This window comes from Kosakonia beeri, from assembly GCF_054165705.1.
This window is the reverse complement of sequence record NZ_CM135106.1, coordinates 3934650-3950984: the sequence shown is the minus strand read 5'-3', so window position 1 is coordinate 3950984 and position 16335 is coordinate 3934650. Positions and strand designations below refer to the sequence as shown.

Sequence of the window (16335 nt, the reverse complement as noted above, 5' to 3'; positions counted from 1 at the left end):
TTTTAATTTTTTGTATACAAAATAAATTAATGATGTATACAAAAATGGAACGGCTGAGTAATAAAGGAAGGGCGCAATGAATCATCCTGCGGGGCTACAGACCCCATCAGATCTGGAAGATAAAGAGAATTTCATCTGGCAGTCGCTGATGACCGCCATTGTTGAGCATCAATTACCACCGGGAAGCAAATTGCCGGAAGAGGCACTGGCCGAGGTTTTTGGTGTGAGCCGAACCGGCATTCGTAAAGTACTGACGCGCCTTGCGACAGTGCAAATGATCACCATGGCGCCCAGGCGTGGTGCATTTGTCGCCAACCCAGGCGTTGAAGAATCGAAAGCCATTTTTACCACCCGCAAGATGATTGAGTGCGCAAACCTGGCGCAGGTGCTGGAACATTTACAGCCGCCGCATCTTGCCGGGCTGGAGAAGATCATTGCGCAGGAAGAAGAGGCGCACCACAGCCACGATGGCGCGGCAGCAATCCGCCACTCCGCTGCTTTTCACATTCAACTTCAGGCCATTTCCGGTAACGCGGTAGTGACCGATATCATTACCACGCTGGCACAGCGTTCTTCGCTGGTGATTGCCGCCTGGGGTGCGCCCTGGCAGCGCGGGTGCCGCTGCGACGACCATGATCACCTCATCACGCTGCTGCGTAATAAAGATTTGCCGGCGCTGAGTCACGCCATGTCCCATCACTTCGATAATATTCTGTCCAGCCTGCGCTTTGAGCGCAGTGGAGAGACACTACCTGATTTTGCCCGCCTGTTCGGCACACCGGGAGAACACGAATGAACGCGTTTTGTATACAAGTTATCAACCCTAACACCAGCCCGGAAATGACCCGGACCATTGCCCAGGCAGCACGACGTGTGGCGGCAACCGGCACGACAATCCTCGCCAGCTGTCCGACCCAGGGTGTGGAGTCCATTGAAGGCCATTTCGATGAGACAATTGCTGCCATCGGGGTATTAGAGCAGATCAAACAGGGGAGAGCGCAGGGGGCGCAGGGGCACGTTATTGCTTGTTTTGGTGACCCCGGTTTGTTGGCCGCCCGCGAAGCGGCTACCGGGCCTGTGGTGGGCATTGCCGAAGCGGCAATGCATATGGCGACGCTGGTGGCGACGCGCTTTTCGATTGTAACGACACTACCGCGCACAGTGATCATTGCCCGTCATCTGTTGCGTCAGTATGGCTTTGAACACCACTGTGCCGCTGTGCATGCCATCGATTTACCTGTGCTGGCGCTGGAAGATGGCACGGGCCTTGCACAGAAAAAGGTACGCGAACGTTGTATACAAGCGAAACGGGAAGATAACAGTGGCGCAATTGTGCTGGGGTGCGGCGGTATGGCGGATCTCGCGGATGCGCTGACCCAAGAGCTGGGGATCCCGGTCATTGATGGTGTCACGGCAGCGGTGAAAATGGTGGAATCCCTTCTCGCGCTTGGCCTGGGGACCAGTAAATATGGCGATCTCGCGTATCCCAATAAAAAGCCGCTTTCCGGATGTTTCGAAAATCTCTGCTGAAAGCGGCCCTGTATAAAGAGGTCAAATCAGCATGCAAGCAGCAACGGACAAACCTTTCTGGCACTTTACCGCTGACTATCCGCGCGATATGGCAGGCTACGCGGGTAAGCCGCCCCATGCTCAATGGCCTGGCGGAGCGCGTATTGCGGTTCAGTTTGTCCTTAACTTTGAAGAAGGCGGCGAAAATCATGTGCTGCATGGCGATAACGGTTCGGAGCAGTTTTTGTCAGACATTATTGGCGCTGCCAGCTACCCGGCACGCCATATGTCGATGGACTCACTCTATGAGTACGGCTCCCGCGCCGGTTTCTGGCGCATCCATGAAGCGTTTCAAAAACGTGGTCTGCCTCTAACGGTCTTTGGCGTGGCGATGGCGCTGGCACGCAACCCGGCGATTGTCGAGGCAATCAAAGCGGCAAACTACGATGTGGTCAGCCACGGCTGGCGCTGGATCCATTATCAGGATATGGATATCCAGACCGAGCGGCAGCACATGCAGCAGGCGGTTGAGATCCTGCATGCGCTTTTCGGTAAAAGGCCGCTTGGCTGGTATACCGGGCGCGACAGCCCAAATACCCGCAAGCTGGTGGTGGAGCAGGGCGATTTTCTTTATGACAGCGATTATTACGGTGATGATCTCCCTTTCTGGACCACTGAAGCGGGCAAACCCCATCTGATCGTCCCCTATACGCTGGATACTAACGATATGCGTTTTGCCACCGCGCAAGGGTTCAATACCGCCGAGCAGTTCTACACCTACCTGAAAGACAGCTTTGATGTGCTGTACGAAGAGGGAGAAAGCGCACCGAAGATGATGTCCGTTGGTATGCACTGCCGTTTGCTTGGTCGCCCCGGGCGATTCAGGGCGTTACAGCGTTTTCTTGATTATGTGCAAAGCCACGACGATGTGTGGATCTGCCGCCGCCAGGACATTGCCGAACACTGGGTGCAACACCACCCGTTTCAGGGGTGATTTGGCGGGCATTTGCCCGCTGGCCGCGGGCGTTTAACGCACCAGACGGAGCTGTTGTAAATTGCCGTCCAGCTGCAAGTTAGTTTGCAATCGCGCTACATCCCGGCAGGTGAACGCCATCGCTTTATGCTGCGCCAGCTTATGCCGCCACTTTTCAGGGGCCTCATCCAGGTGCTCATACAGTGCCTCCAGTGTAGGGAACTGGCTGAGCAGCTGGGTGGCGCTTTTTGGCCCGATACCGGCGACGCCGGGAATTTTAGAACTGCTGATGCCCGCCAGTCCCCAATAGTCCGGTAGCTGCTGCGGCGTGACGCCATACTCCTTTGCAATGAAAGGCGCATCCAGCCAGCGTTTCTGAAAATAGTCACGAATACGGATTGTTGGAGAAAGCAGCTGACAGTAGCCTTTGTCTGTGGAGACGATGGTTGCCTGCTGCCCGGCCTGCGCCATTTTCACCGCCAGCGTAGCAGCCAGATCGTCTGCTTCATTACCCGGGGTTGCCCAGCAGCGAATGCCGCGTTGCTCAAAGGCTGCGCGCAGAGCGGGCATTTCGGCATGCAGTGTGTCTGGCATCGGCGGGCGGCCTGCTTTGTAATCGGGCAAAAGCTGGTGACGCCAGCCCTGATTACGGGCTTCATCATCAAACACTGCAACGGCATGCGTGGGCTGACTGTGCACAATCAATTGCGCCAGCGCGTGCAGGCAGGTATCCACGCAGGGCGATCCCTGTACAGCATGAATTCGGCGAATGAGATTGAGTGCGTCGACAATTAACAGATGTGCCACAGAAACCCTCCTTAAAATCGGGGCTAAGGGTAACATTGCAAGCAAATCGGCGCTATGAATCGGGGCGTGATCGGGAAAATGCCTCGCAAAACGAGGCATTTCGGGCAGGATTAATCGCAGGTCACAATTTTCATTGCCAGGCCGCCGCGCGATGTTTCGCGGTACTTGGCATTCATATCTTTACCGGTTTCGTACATGGTCTCGATAACTTTATCGAGGCAGACGCGCGGCTCGCTGGTACGGCGCAGTGCCATACGGGCAGCGTTCACGGCTTTTACTGATGCGATCGCATTGCGTTCAATACAAGGCACTTGCACCTGGCCGGCAACCGGGTCACAGGTTAACCCCAGGTTATGCTCCATGCCAATTTCCGCCGCAATACAGACTTGTGCCGGGCTGCCGCCGAGCAGTTCCGCCAGGCCCGCCGCCGCCATAGAACAGGCTACGCCAACTTCGCCCTGGCACCCTACTTCGGCCCCGGAGATCGACGCATTCATCTTGTACAGTGAACCAATAGCGCTGGCCACCAACAGATAACGCGCGAGCGAGTTAGCATTAACCTGACGGATAAACTTGTCGTAGTACGCCAGCACGGCCGGTACGATCCCGCAAGCGCCGTTAGTCGGAGCGGTAACGACACGGCCACCCGCGGCGTTCTCTTCATTGACCGCCAGCGCGAACATATTGATCCAGTCAACAACCGCCATCGGATCGGTGGTGGTTTTGTCGCTGCTAACCAGCATACGTCGCAGCGCGGCCGCACGGCGCGGAACACGCAGTTTACCCGGCAATACGCCTTCAGTGACGATGCCCCGTTCGATACCGCCGCTCATCACTTCCCATACGCGGGCCAGGTGCTGCTCCAGCTCAGTTTTGCTGTGCAACGCCAGTTCGTTCTGCATCATCAGGCCAGAGAGTGACAAACCGGTCTCTTTGCAATGCTGTTGCAGATCCGCCGCCGTTTTGTACGGGTACGGTACTGCTACCGGATCGCTGGAGGTTTGTCCGAAGTGGGCCTCATCAACGATGAATCCGCCGCCGATGGAGTAATAAGTCTGGCTATAAAGTACCTTCTCGCCGGCAAGCGCAGTAATACGCATACCATTTTCATGCAGCGAGAGGTTATCGGCATGGAAGTTCATGCACTGATCGACCGGAAACTCGACTTCGTGTTCACCGTTCGCCAGCAGCAGACGGCCATGCGTATTAACGTCCTGAATGAACCCTGGAATCGCATCGATGTCGACGCTGTCCGGCAGGTTTCCGGCAAGGCCCATAATGATGGCGATATCGGTGTGGTGCCCTTTCCCGGTCAGTGAGAGCGAGCCGTAAACATCCACCACTACGCGGGTGACGTCGTGCAACATGCTGCGGGCAATCAGATCGTCTGTGAATTGCTTACCGGCTTTCATTGGGCCAACGGTATGCGAGCTGGAGGGGCCAATGCCGATTTTAAAAATGTCGAATACGCTGATCATGACGCATTATCCATTGCAAAGAGGAACGCGCCGCCCGTTAAAGACGGCGCGAAAAAGATTAGCTGAACAGGGAGAAGAAGATCGCGGAGATAGCGATAAGACCCATGATAACGATAAATACGTTGCTGATATGGCCGCTGTATTTACGCATTGCCGGTACTTTGGCGATGGCGTACATCGGCATCAGGAACAGGATCATCGCGATAATCGGACCGCCGAGGGTTTCGATCATCCCCAGAATGCTTGGGTTCCATGTTGCGACCGCCCAGGTCGTCAGCAGCATAAACAGCGCGGTAATGCGGTTCAGCTTGTTAATTTCAATGGTTTTGCCTTTGCTACGCAGCGACTTAATAACCATACCGTTGAAACCTTCACGCGCGCCCAGGTAGTGGCCAAGGAAGGATTTGGTAATGGCGATCATGGCAATGATCGGCGCCATCCAGGCAATCAGCTCCACATTAAAGTGGTTTGCCAGGTAAGAAAGGATTGAAATGTTCTGCTCTTTCGCTGCGGCCAAATCTGCCGGAGAGAGGCTCAGCACGCAGCTGAACACAAAGAACATGACCGTCAGCACCATCATGATGTGTGCGAATGCCAGAATGCGTGAGCATTTGCGCTCCGCTTCAACGCCATATTCTTCACGTTTTGCTACTGCAAAAGAGGAGATGATCGGGGAGTGGTTAAAGGAGAACACCATTACCGGAATCGCCAGCCACAGGGTCATCCACAGACCGTGACCGGTCGCAGAAGCACTACCGAGGGAAAGGGTTTCCAGCACCGCGCCGTTCCACTGCGGGATCAGGTAGACCGCCAGCAACATCAGGGCAATAACAAACGGGAATACCAGAATACTCATCGCTTTGACGATCATCTGCTCGCCAAAACGCACGATTGTCATCATGCCAACGATCAGGATCAGCGACAGGATAGCGCGCGGCGGCGGCGTCATGCCCAACTGGTGGCTCATAAAGCTGTCGACCGTATTGGTGATAGCCACGCTGTACACCAGCAGAATAGGGTAGATAGCAAAGAAATAGAGCAGGGTAATCAGCTTACCTGCACCAATACCGAAATGTTCTTCTACCACTTCGGTGATGTCTTCGCCCGGGTTTTTACCGGAAAGCACAAAACGGGTCAGGCCACGATGTGCGAAGAAGGTCATTGGAAAAGCAATAATCGCCATGATTATCAGCGGGATAAGTCCGCCAACGCCGGCGTTGATTGGCAGGAATAAAACACCCGCACCGATCGCGGTGCCGTAAAGGCCCAGCATCCACATGGTGTCGGTCTTCCGCCACGAACTGCGCGTTTCTGTCGAAGCGAGCGTGCTGGTTTGAGTCGTTTCCATTTATAAATCTCCTGGGAAAAGCAAAATGCTGTCATCACGGGTAAAAAGAACACCAGCAACGTCAACGGTAATATTAAATTTGGTCAATTACGGTTTTTTTATAATTTCTTTCCGTAACTATTGGCGGCGGAAAGATACATTTATGTTATGACTCTATCAGTGATCAGGATCGCAATTGCAATAATCTACCTTTTATGTGGATATATTTAGACCATCTCACTGGATTACGATCATCATGTGGGATTTATGGGTGAGAAGGCGTCCGTCAGCCAGATTTGCGATCGAAATCTCACTCAGCAAAGAGGATAAAACCGCTATTAAACGCTTCAATTGCAGTGATTTATCAACATTATGGCCAGTTGAAATATACGAATAGCTTATAAAGGCGTTTGATTGTTGCGAGAGAAAAATCCGAGGTATAAGGGCGACTTATTGGTCGCCCTTGTCGATCAGGCACATATTTCGTAGCAGGGAATATAGGCGGAGCCAGGAAGTTTCATACGGTGCTGGGCGACAAAGCCCTGCAGTAGATCGTCCATGCGGCGCATCATTTCGCTGTCGCCGTGAATTTTGTAAGGGCCGAACTCCTCAATCGCCCGGATGCCCATCTCTTTCACGTTACCCGCCACAATGCCAGAGAAGGCACGGCGCAGATCTGCCGCCAGCACTTCCACCGGTTGGTCCGGGTAGAGTTTAAGGTTCGCCATATTCTCGTGCGTGGGTTCGAAAGGTACCTGCAGATCCGGCGCAATACGAATCGACCAGTTGAAGCTATAAGCATCGCCAGTGTTGCGGCGGTTCTCTTTCACCTGCGGCATTGCTTTTTTCATCAGGCGGGCCACTTCTGCCGCATCATTAATGATAATGGTGTAGTGGCGTCGCGCGGCCTCGCCCAGCGTATTGACGATGAATTCATCCAGCACGCGGAAATAGTCAGCGCTCTCTTTCGGCCCGGTAAGGATCAGCGGCAGAACCTGATCTTTGTTCGCCGGGTTCATTAAGATCCCCAACAAATAAAGCAGTTCTTCTGCGGTACCTACGCCGCCTGGGAAGATAACGATCCCGTGAGCGATACGCACAAACGCTTCCAGACGTTTTTCAATATCCGGCATGATGATCAATTCATTGACCAGCGGGTTTGGCGGTTCAGCGGCAATGATTGACGGTTCGGTCATGCCAATAAAACGGCCTTCTTTATAACGCTGCTGCGCATGGCCGACGGCGGCACCTTTCATGGGCGCTTCCATCGCTCCTGGCCCGCAACCGGTGCAGATGTTCAGCTCGCGCAAGCCAAGCTGCGTACCGACGCGGCGGGCATAAAGGTACTCCGTTTCATTAATGGAGTGACCTCCCCAGCAGACCACCATGCTCGGCGCTTCGCCAACGTGCAGCGCACGGGCGTTACGTAAAATGGAGAAGACCAGATTGGTAATATGGATTGAGCTTTCCAGATCCAGATGCTGGAACCGCCCGGCGTTACTGATTTGCCCATTCACGAACAGAATATCGCGCAATACCGCAAACAGGTTGGCCTGTAGCGAACGGATAATCCGGCCGTCAACAAAGGCCTCTTCCGGTGGGTTGATAAGTTCCAGCTTCACGCCGCGTTCACGGCGCAACACGTTGATATCAAAACTTTCGTAGCGGGACAGCAGCTCTTTGCTGTTATCTGTCAGGCTCCCTGAGTTCAGTACAGCGAGCGAACAGTTGCGAAACAGTTGATACAGGTCGCTGCTGGCCGTGCGTTTAAGCATATCGACTTCCAGCTGCGACAACATATCCATTGAGCCAAGCGGGCTAATATGTGTAATCAAGTGAACTCCTTACGGGACGAAAATTTTATCTTCCCTGATGATTACAATAGCCCTGGCTTATGACGTTTAACAACCCGCGCACGGAATGTTTTACTGGCGCACCAGTCGCCCGGTTGCCGGAACGAAATCGGTGTTGGTTCGCCAGGGGTTAATGTCCAGCCCACCGCGACGGGTATAACGCGCATACACGCTCAGTTTTTCCGGCTGACAAAACCGCTGAATGTCCGTGAAAATACGCTCCACACACTGTTCATGGAACTCATTGTGATGGCGGAATGAAACCAGATAACGCAGCAATTTTTCACGGTCGATTTTTGCCCCGCGATACTGGATTTGCACAGATCCCCAGTCAGGCTGGTGGGTAATCAGGCAGTTGGATTTTAACAGATGGCTGACCAACGTCTCTTCGACCACTTTTCCGCTTGCTGCATCGCGGAGTAATGCAGCGTCAAAATCGTAATTACCGATTTCAATATCCTGGTCATCAATGCAGGTTCCATGAAAGTGAGCAATCGGCTGGCCTTCCATTTCATCAATACGGTAAAGCGCGACAGTAACGTCACCTTGCGCGCAGGCGCTCAGATCGCGCGCCAGCGTGGCGCGTACCTCATCCCAGTTCGCAAACCGGGTCTGGTTGAAGCTGTTGAGGTACAACTTGAAGCTTTTTGATTCCACCAAATTCAGGCTGGCGTAATCCAGTTCCACATGGCCCACCGCGACCTGCGGTAGCCCTTTCGCATTCAGCCAGGAGAGTTCGTACAGCGTCCAGATATCTGCGCCGTGAAAGGGCAGATTATCGGCTGTTAACCCCAGCGGATCGCGATTCAGCGAGCGGGGAACGCCCTGCAGCAGCGTGGCGTCGTAGATGTCGCGGTAATCGGTGGCTTTGCCAAGCGTCAGGCCAGACAGCGCCTGGTGGTTATCATAAGAAGACATGTTTCATCGCCATTTTGCAGGTAAACTATGCGACAGAGTTTATCCTGGCTTATGTGAAGAGAGAAATCGGTGGAAAAAGAGACGGCGCTGGCCCTCGAAGCCTTTACCCAACGTTATTGTGACGCGTGGCATGAACAACACGGCAGTTGGCCACAGAGCGAGGAGCTTTATGGCGTACCTTCTCCGTGCATCATTTCTTCCACTGCCGATCGTGTTTTCTGGCAGCCACAGCCGTTCCCGCCTGGGCGAAATGTAAACCCGATTGAACAGGCAATGGATATTGTGATACAACCTGCGGTCCACGCGTTCTATACCACGCAATTTGCCGGTGATATGACGGCGCGTTTCGCAACGGAAAGCCTGACGTTGCTGCAAACCTGGAGTGAAGAGGACTTCCTGCGTGTTCAGGAAAACCTGATTGGTCACCTCGTCACGCAGAAAAGACTCAAACTTTCGCCTACACTTTTTATTGCCACGCTCAATAGCGAGTGGGACGTGATTTCGCTTTGCAACCTGAGCGGCGAGGTCATCAAAGAAACGCTGGGAACGCGGCAACGGGTTGTTCTTGCACCCACCCTGGCGGATTTTTTGCGTCAACTCGAACCCGTTGTGTAATCCACTATACTACTCCCCTTGTAAGAGATCTCTTACACGACCTGTAGGAGATCGCCTGTTCTAATCCCTTTTATTCTCTGCGCCATCTCTTATTAACTTATTTAATATCAGTAGATTAATCTTATAACCCCTGCTTTTAGTGGCTTCTTTCACTGGATTATTTGCGTTCAGTCTCCTTGTAAGACAGGCCGTAATGGGGGATTCTATCTCTGTCGACATGGAGTGCGACGCTGAAGCGTACATCAGGATGATGTTGCTTCGAAGGACACACCAGAAGGTGCTGCAAGGAAGGTCTCAGGAACGAGGCGAGAGGAAAACGCAGGTAAGCGTAAAGGACACCTCCAGGACGGAGAATGTGAGCCGATCAGGATGCACGGCGGATCAGGAAGATCAGGGACACGCTTTAAGGATAAGGCTATGTCACATCGGGGTGGTGTGAGCATGATGCGCTGTTTAAGGATGAACTGGTCAGGAGACCACAGGAAAAGTTGTCAAGGATGAGCAGGGAGCACAATAGGTAGCTGGACTGCTGCAAAACGAACCGGGAGCACTGTTTTTTACAGTGCTCCCTTTTTTTATTTCTCTCACTCTTTGGTATCCTGCGCGCCAGTTTGTTTTATATCGGGGGAGATATGACTCTTCATGACCACGTGCGCCAGCAGCTCCAGCTTCTTGAAACCCAGTTGCGCGAACACGATTTATGGCAAAGCACCGTGCCTGATGCCAGCGCTTTCGCCAGTACCCAACCCTTTTGCATGGACACGCTCGCGCCGTTTGAGTGGCTGCAGTGGGTTTTGATCCCGCGCATGCATGCCCTGCTGGACAGCGGGCAGCCGCTGCCGCAAGCATTCGCTATTGCACCCTATTATGAGATGGCGCTGGATGCGGCCCATCCTCATCGCGACGTTATGCTGCACCACTTGCAGCAGCTCGATGCCTTGTTTAACGACGACGAAACCTGATGCTGGAAATCATTTACCAGGATGAATGGCTGGTCGCGGTCAATAAGCCGTCGGGCTGGCTGGTGCACCGTAGCTGGCTGGATCGCGATGAGAAAGTGGTGGTAATGCAAACGGTGCGCGACCAAATTGGCCAGCACGTTTTCACTGCGCACCGTCTCGACAGACCAACGTCCGGCGTCTTGCTGATGGGGTTATCCAGCGAAGCGGGGCGTTTGCTCGCACAACAGTTTGAGCAACACCGGATCCAGAAACGCTACCATGCGATCGTGCGCGGCTGGCTAATGGAAGAGGCGCTGCTGGATTATCCGCTGGTTGAAGAGCTGGATAAAGTGGCGGACAAATTCGCCCGCACTGATAAAGGCCCGCAGCCTGCGGTAACGCATTACCGTGGGCTGGCAACCACCGAAATGCCCGTCGCTACCGGCAAGTTCCCGACGACCCGTTACGGCCTTGTAGAACTTGAGCCGAAAACCGGGCGCAAGCATCAATTGCGTCGGCATCTGGCGCATTTGCGCCATCCGATTATTGGCGACAGTAAACACGGTGATTTACGGCAAAACCGCAGTGCGGCTGAGCATTTTGGCTGTCAGCGTTTAATGCTCCATGCCAGTCAGTTAACGCTTAAGCATCCGTTTACTGGTGAGCCGTTAACCTTACGCGCCGGGCTGGATGATATCTGGATGCATGCGTTGTCGCAGTTCGGGTGGCGGGGACTTCTCCCTGAGAATGAACGGGTTGAGTTCTCTGTGCTGAGCGGTCAGGATGAGGGCAGTCTGGACTTATCCAAGGAGTGAAAATCATGGCGGACGTTGGCATTTTTGTGGGCACCATGTACGGCAATTCGCTGTTGGTGGCAGAAGAGGCGCAGGCGATCTTAACGGCGCAAGGGCACAACGCAACGGTATATGAAGATCCTACGGCGGCGGACTGGGACAATAATCAGGGGCGATATGCGCTGGTAGTGACCTCGACCACCGGGCAAGGAGATTTACCGGATAGCATCGCGCCGCTGTTTCACCATCTGCGCGATAAGGTCGGCCACCAGCCGGCGCTGCGTTACGGTATGATCGCGTTGGGCGATAGTACCTATTCTCATTTTTGCGGCGGCGGTAAGCAGTTCGATGCGCTATTACAGGAACAGGGTGCGCAGCGCATTGGCGAGGTACTGATGATCGACGCCAGTGAAGATCCCGAGCCGGAGAGCGTCGCCAATCCGTGGGTTGAACACTGGGCAACGCTACTGAAATAATCATTCTCCTCTCCCTTCAGGGAGGGGAAGCCCCCTATTTATATATACCCTTCCATCATTGTCGTCAGGCGCTCCGCAGGGTGATAGCGCCACCTCATTATGCGCAAACTGAATCGAGTAAGTTTCAGGCAAACGCCCCGTATTTTTCGTTCATCATCGGCAAAAAGACGTGCATTTCCACGGGGTCAAGCGACCCGTTTCACATTTTTTAAAACCGCCTGGCTTTTGACCATTCCGCGACGCGATCAGTTTTCATTTCCGTGAGGTACTCCCCATACGCCTGGGCTAATGCCATAAACCGCCGGGCAGGGGTGACAGAATGTTGTGGTGTTGCACGGTGAGAGTTACCAGGCCGCTTTTTATACTTTTTCTCGCCAGTTAAAAAAATGCAGTCCGCATGGGATAGCGACCCGGCAGGGAAACTGCAAAAACACAGACATCATCCTGCCTGCCCCTACAGGTTGTGCCGTACAGGATGAATGTACATGAACATTGATGCTTCGGGAGTACAACCATGAGTACATTTAGCCAGACGGCGAGCGGCGCTGAGAAGCGCACAAACGCACGCTACTGGATTGTGGTGATGCTGTTTATCGTCACATCCTTCAACTACGGCGACCGCGCCACGCTGTCGATTGCCGGCTCGGAGATGTCCAAAGCCATTGGTCTGGATCCGGTCGGCATGGGGTATGTCTTTTCTGCGTTTTCCTGGGCTTACGTTATTGGCCAGATCCCGGGCGGCTGGTTGCTTGACCGCTTCGGCTCTAAACGCGTCTATTTCTGGTCTATCTTCACCTGGTCCCTGTTTACCTTGCTGCAGGGCTTTGTGGACGTGTTCAGCGGCTTTGGCATCATTGTGGCGCTCTTTACGCTGCGCTTTATGGTCGGCCTGGCTGAGTCTCCCTCTTTCCCTGGCAACAGTCGCATTGTCGCGGCCTGGTTCCCGGCGCAGGAGAGGGGAACGGCGGTGGCAATTTTTAACTCCGCGCAATACTTTGCCACCGTCATTTTCGCCCCGATCATGGGCTGGCTGACCCACGAAGTGGGCTGGTCGCACGTCTTCTTCTTTATGGGCGGATTAGGGATTTTCATCAGTCTGCTGTGGCTGAAAATGATCCACGAGCCCAATCAACACCCAGGCGTCAACAAGAAAGAGCTGGAGTACATTGCCGAAGGCGGTGCGTTGATCAACATGGATCAGAAAAGCGCCAAAGAGAGCGTTCCATTCTCCGAAAAATGGGGCCAGATCAAACAGCTCCTCTGCTCGCGCATGATGATCGGGGTATATGTGGGCCAATATTGCATTAATGCGCTGACCTACTTCTTCATTACCTGGTTCCCGGTTTATCTGGTGCAGGCACGCGGTATGTCGATCCTGAAAGCGGGCTTTATCGCCTCGATTCCGGCGATCTGCGGCTTCGTAGGTGGAGTGCTGGGCGGTGTGATTTCCGACTGGTTAATGCGTCGTTATGGTTCGCTGAATATGGCGCGTAAGACCCCTATCGTTCTGGGCATGCTGCTCTCCATGAGCATGGTGTTCTGTAACTATACGGACTCGGAAACGCTGATTATCGCGTTTATGGCGCTGGCATTCTTCGGCAAAGGCATCGGTGCACTGGGCTGGGCGGTGATGGCCGATACGGCGCCAAAAGAGATCAGCGGCCTGAGCGGCGGCCTGTTCAATATGTTTGGCAATATTTCCGGCATCGTCACGCCGATTGCCATCGGCTATATCGTGGGTACTACCGGTTCGTTTAACGGTGCGCTGATTTATGTCGGTATCCATGCGCTGGTAGCGGTATTGAGTTATCTGGTACTGGTGGGTGACATCAAACGCATCGTACTGAAACCTGTCACAGGACGTTAAGAATGAATACGCAAGCAAGCCCCATTATCACAGAGATGAAAGTCATTCCCGTGGCGGGACATGACAGCATGCTGATGAACATCGGCGGTGCGCATAATGCCTGGTTCACCCGCAATATTGTGGTGCTCACAGATAACGCCGGTAACACCGGCGTTGGAGAAGCGCCAGGCGGTGAAGTGATTTATAAAACGCTGGTGGACGCCACGCCGATGGTGGTTGGCCAACAAGTCGCTCGGCTGAACAAAGTGGTGCAGCGCGTCCACAAAGGCAACCAGGCGGCGGACTTTGATACTTTCGGCAAAGGCGCCTGGACCTTTGAACTGCGCGTCAATGCGGTAGCAGCACTGGAAGCGGCGTTGCTGGATCTGTTAGGCAAGGCGTTGAATGTGCCGGTATGCGAACTGCTTGGCCCCGGCAAACAGCGTGACGCCGTTACCGTGCTCGGTTATCTGTTCTATGTGGGCGATCGCACCAAAACCGATTTGCCCTACCTCGAAGCCACGCCGGGGCAGCACGAGTGGTATCACTTGCGCCACCAGCAAGCGATGAACAGCGACGCCGTGGTACGCCTGGCGGAAGCCTCGCAGGATCGCTACGGTTTTAAAGATTTCAAACTCAAAGGCGGTGTTCTGCCTGGCGAGAAAGAGATCGACACTGTGCGGGCGTTGAAAAAACGCTTCCCCGATGCGCGCATCACCGTCGATCCGAACGGGGCCTGGCTGCTTGATGAGGCCATTAGCTTGTGTAAAGGGTTGAATGATGTGCTGACCTATGCCGAAGATCCGTGCGGCGCAGAACAGGGCTTCTCCGGGCGCGAGGTAATGGCGGAATTCCGCCGCGCCACCGGCTTGCCGGTCGCCACCAACATGATTGCCACCAACTGGCGCGAAATGGGACACGCAGTGATGTTAAACGCTGTCGACATTCCGCTGGCCGATCCCCATTTCTGGACGCTCTCCGGCGCGGTGCGCGTGGCGCAACTGTGCGATGACTGGGGCTTAACCTGGGGTTGTCACTCCAATAACCATTTCGATATTTCGCTGGCGATGTTTACCCATGTGGGCGCAGCAGCCCCAGGCACGCCGACGGCCATTGATACCCACTGGATCTGGCAAGAGGGCGACGCGCGCCTGACCAAACAGCCGCTGGAAATCCGTCAGGGCAAAATTGCCGTACCCGATGCCCCAGGACTCGGTGTCGAACTCGACTGGGATCAAATTGAAAAAGCGCACGCCGCATACAAAAAGTTGCCTGGTGGCGCGCGTAATGACGCAGGCCCGATGCAATATCTCATACCTGGCTGGACGTTTGACAAAAAACGCCCCGTTTTTGGACGTCATTGATAGATAGAAAGGATAAAAAATGAGTACATCTACTTCCACTCCAGTGGTCACGGCCATGCAGGTCATCCCGGTTGCCGGCCATGACAGTATGCTGATGAACCTGAGTGGCGCGCATGCGCCGTTCTTCACCCGCAATATTGTGGTTATCAAAGACAATGCCGGCCATACCGGTGTGGGGGAGATCCCCGGCGGCGAGAAAATCCGCCAGACGCTGGAAGACGCGATCCCACTGGTTGTTGGCAAAACGCTGGGCGAGTACAAAAATGTCCTTAACGCCGTGCGCAATTGCTTTGCCGATCGCGATGCGGGCGGCCGTGGCTTGCAAACTTTTGACTTGCGCACCACCATTCATGTTGTGACCGGGATAGAAGCTGCCATGCTCGACCTGCTCGGCCAGCACCTGGGCGTTAACGTCGCCTCTCTGCTTGGCGAAGGCCAGCAGCGCAGCGAAGTCGAGATGCTCGGTTACCTGTTCTTTATTGGCGACAGCAAAAAAACGCCGCTGCCCTACCAGAGCCAGCCGGATGACAAATGCGACTGGTACCGCGTACGCCACGAAGAGGCGATGACCCCGGATCGGGTGGTGCGCCTGGCTGAAGCTGCCTGGGAAAAATATGGATTTAACGATTTTAAACTGAAAGGCGGCGTGCTGGCGGGCATGGAAGAGGCGGAAGCGATCTCCGCGCTGGCAAAACGCTTCCCACAAGCGCGCGTGACGTTAGATCCGAACGGCGCCTGGTCACTGGATGAAGCGATCACCATCGGTAAGCAGCTCAAAGGCGTACTGGCGTATGCGGAAGATCCGTGCGGTGCTGAGCAGGGCTTCTCCGGGCGTGAAGTGATGGCAGAGTTCCGCCGTGCGACCGGGCTGCCAACGGCAACGAATATGATTGCCACCGACTGGCGCCAGATGGGCCACACCTTGTCGTTACAATCGGTGGATATCCCGCTGGCCGATCCGCACTTCTGGACTATGCAGGGGTCGGTGCGCGTCGCGCAGATGTGCCATGAATTCGGCCTGACCTGGGGTTCACACTCCAACAACCACTTTGATATTTCGCTGGCGATGTTCACCCATGTCGCGGCAGCTGCACCGGGGAAAATCACCGCGATTGATACGCACTGGATCTGGCAGGAAGGCAACCAGCGCCTGACCCGTGAACCGTTTGAAATCAAAGGCGGCATGGTGCAGGTGCCGGACAAACCCGGCCTGGGGGTTGAACTGGATATGGATCAGGTGATGAAAGCGAACGAGCTGTATAAAAAACACGGCCTCGGCGCGCGTGACGATGCCATGGGGATGCAGTACCTGATCCCGGACTGGAAGTTTGATAACAAACGTCCGTGCATGGTGCGTTAATGAGGAGTGCCAGTCCTTGCGGGGGCTGGCATTTTCCGCTGACTTCCGGGTGTATGCTTGCGACAGTGACTATG

General features: G+C 54.4%; 15 protein-coding genes. 10 read left to right on the top strand and 5 right to left on the bottom strand.

Going from position 1 to position 16335, the window contains the following annotated elements:
• Nucleotides 1-76: 76 nt before the first annotated feature.
• Genes ACUY4S_RS18710 through puuE form a run of 3 tightly spaced genes read left to right on the top strand, consistent with a single transcriptional unit; the run spans nt 77 to nt 2503 of the window.
• The gene (locus ACUY4S_RS18710) at nt 77-796 is read left to right on the top strand and encodes a GntR family transcriptional regulator (RefSeq protein ID WP_458023404.1); all 720 of its coding nucleotides are present in this window, start codon (nt 77-79) and stop codon (nt 794-796) included.
• Nucleotides 793-1530: an aspartate/glutamate racemase family protein gene (locus ACUY4S_RS18705; RefSeq protein ID WP_458023405.1), complete on the top strand. Its 738-nt coding sequence runs from the start codon at nt 793-795 to the stop codon at nt 1528-1530. The genes ACUY4S_RS18710 and ACUY4S_RS18705 overlap by 4 nt, the downstream gene beginning before the upstream one ends.
• 31 nt (nt 1531-1561) lie before the next feature.
• On the top strand, nt 1562-2503 hold the full coding sequence (gene puuE, locus ACUY4S_RS18700) for an allantoinase PuuE (protein WP_312688779.1): 942 nt from the start codon (nt 1562-1564) through the stop codon (nt 2501-2503).
• Nucleotides 2504-2536: 33 nt separating this feature from the next.
• Here puuE and xni read toward each other — a convergent pair whose 3' ends face one another.
• From xni to queF, 5 genes are all read right to left on the bottom strand, one after another.
• Nucleotides 2537-3325: a flap endonuclease Xni gene (gene xni / locus ACUY4S_RS18695; protein WP_458024232.1), complete on the bottom strand. Its 789-nt coding sequence runs from the start codon at nt 3323-3325 to the stop codon at nt 2537-2539.
• Between the two features lie 74 nt (nt 3326-3399).
• The gene (locus ACUY4S_RS18690) at nt 3400-4767 is read right to left on the bottom strand and encodes an L-serine ammonia-lyase (protein WP_458023407.1); all 1368 of its coding nucleotides are present in this window, start codon (nt 4765-4767) and stop codon (nt 3400-3402) included.
• 58 nt (nt 4768-4825) lie between these two features.
• Nucleotides 4826-6115 carry an HAAAP family serine/threonine permease gene (locus ACUY4S_RS18685; RefSeq protein WP_312688784.1) on the bottom strand — a complete coding sequence of 430 codons (1290 nt, stop codon included), beginning with the start codon at nt 6113-6115 and terminating at the stop codon, nt 4826-4828.
• Nucleotides 6116-6564: 449 nt separating this feature from the next.
• The gene (ppnN, locus tag ACUY4S_RS18680) at nt 6565-7929 is read right to left on the bottom strand and encodes a nucleotide 5'-monophosphate nucleosidase PpnN (protein ID WP_312688786.1); all 1365 of its coding nucleotides are present in this window, start codon (nt 7927-7929) and stop codon (nt 6565-6567) included.
• Nucleotides 7930-8019: 90 nt separating this feature from the next.
• A complete protein-coding gene (gene queF / locus ACUY4S_RS18675; RefSeq protein ID WP_458023408.1) occupies nt 8020-8865 on the bottom strand; it encodes an NADPH-dependent 7-cyano-7-deazaguanine reductase QueF in 846 nt (281 codons plus the stop codon).
• Between the two features lie 69 nt (nt 8866-8934).
• Here queF and syd point away from each other — a divergent pair, with 69 nt between their 5' ends.
• The 7 genes from syd to gudD all read left to right on the top strand — a co-directional run bounded on the left by syd (nt 8935) and on the right by gudD (nt 16261).
• The gene (gene syd, locus ACUY4S_RS18670) at nt 8935-9480 is read left to right on the top strand and encodes a SecY-interacting protein (RefSeq protein WP_312688789.1); all 546 of its coding nucleotides are present in this window, start codon (nt 8935-8937) and stop codon (nt 9478-9480) included.
• Nucleotides 9481-10112: 632 nt separating this feature from the next.
• A complete protein-coding gene (locus ACUY4S_RS18665; protein ID WP_312688790.1) occupies nt 10113-10442 on the top strand; it encodes a YqcC family protein in 330 nt (109 codons plus the stop codon).
• The gene (gene truC / locus ACUY4S_RS18660) at nt 10442-11236 is read left to right on the top strand and encodes a tRNA pseudouridine(65) synthase TruC (RefSeq protein ID WP_312688791.1); all 795 of its coding nucleotides are present in this window, start codon (nt 10442-10444) and stop codon (nt 11234-11236) included. Before ACUY4S_RS18665 ends, truC begins: the two co-directional genes overlap by 1 nt.
• A 5-nt stretch (nt 11237-11241) precedes the next feature.
• A complete protein-coding gene (locus ACUY4S_RS18655; RefSeq protein WP_312688792.1) occupies nt 11242-11691 on the top strand; it encodes a flavodoxin in 450 nt (149 codons plus the stop codon).
• A 514-nt stretch (nt 11692-12205) separates the two neighbouring features.
• The gene (locus tag ACUY4S_RS18650; protein ID WP_312688794.1) at nt 12206-13558 is read left to right on the top strand and encodes an MFS transporter; all 1353 of its coding nucleotides are present in this window, start codon (nt 12206-12208) and stop codon (nt 13556-13558) included.
• 2 nt (nt 13559-13560) lie between these two features.
• A complete protein-coding gene (locus ACUY4S_RS18645; RefSeq protein ID WP_312688796.1) occupies nt 13561-14901 on the top strand; it encodes an enolase C-terminal domain-like protein in 1341 nt (446 codons plus the stop codon).
• 19 nt (nt 14902-14920) lie between these two features.
• Nucleotides 14921-16261, top strand: a complete 1341-nt coding sequence (gene gudD / locus ACUY4S_RS18640) for a glucarate dehydratase (protein WP_312688798.1) — start codon at nt 14921-14923, stop codon at nt 16259-16261.
• Nucleotides 16262-16335: the final 74 nt, after the last annotated feature.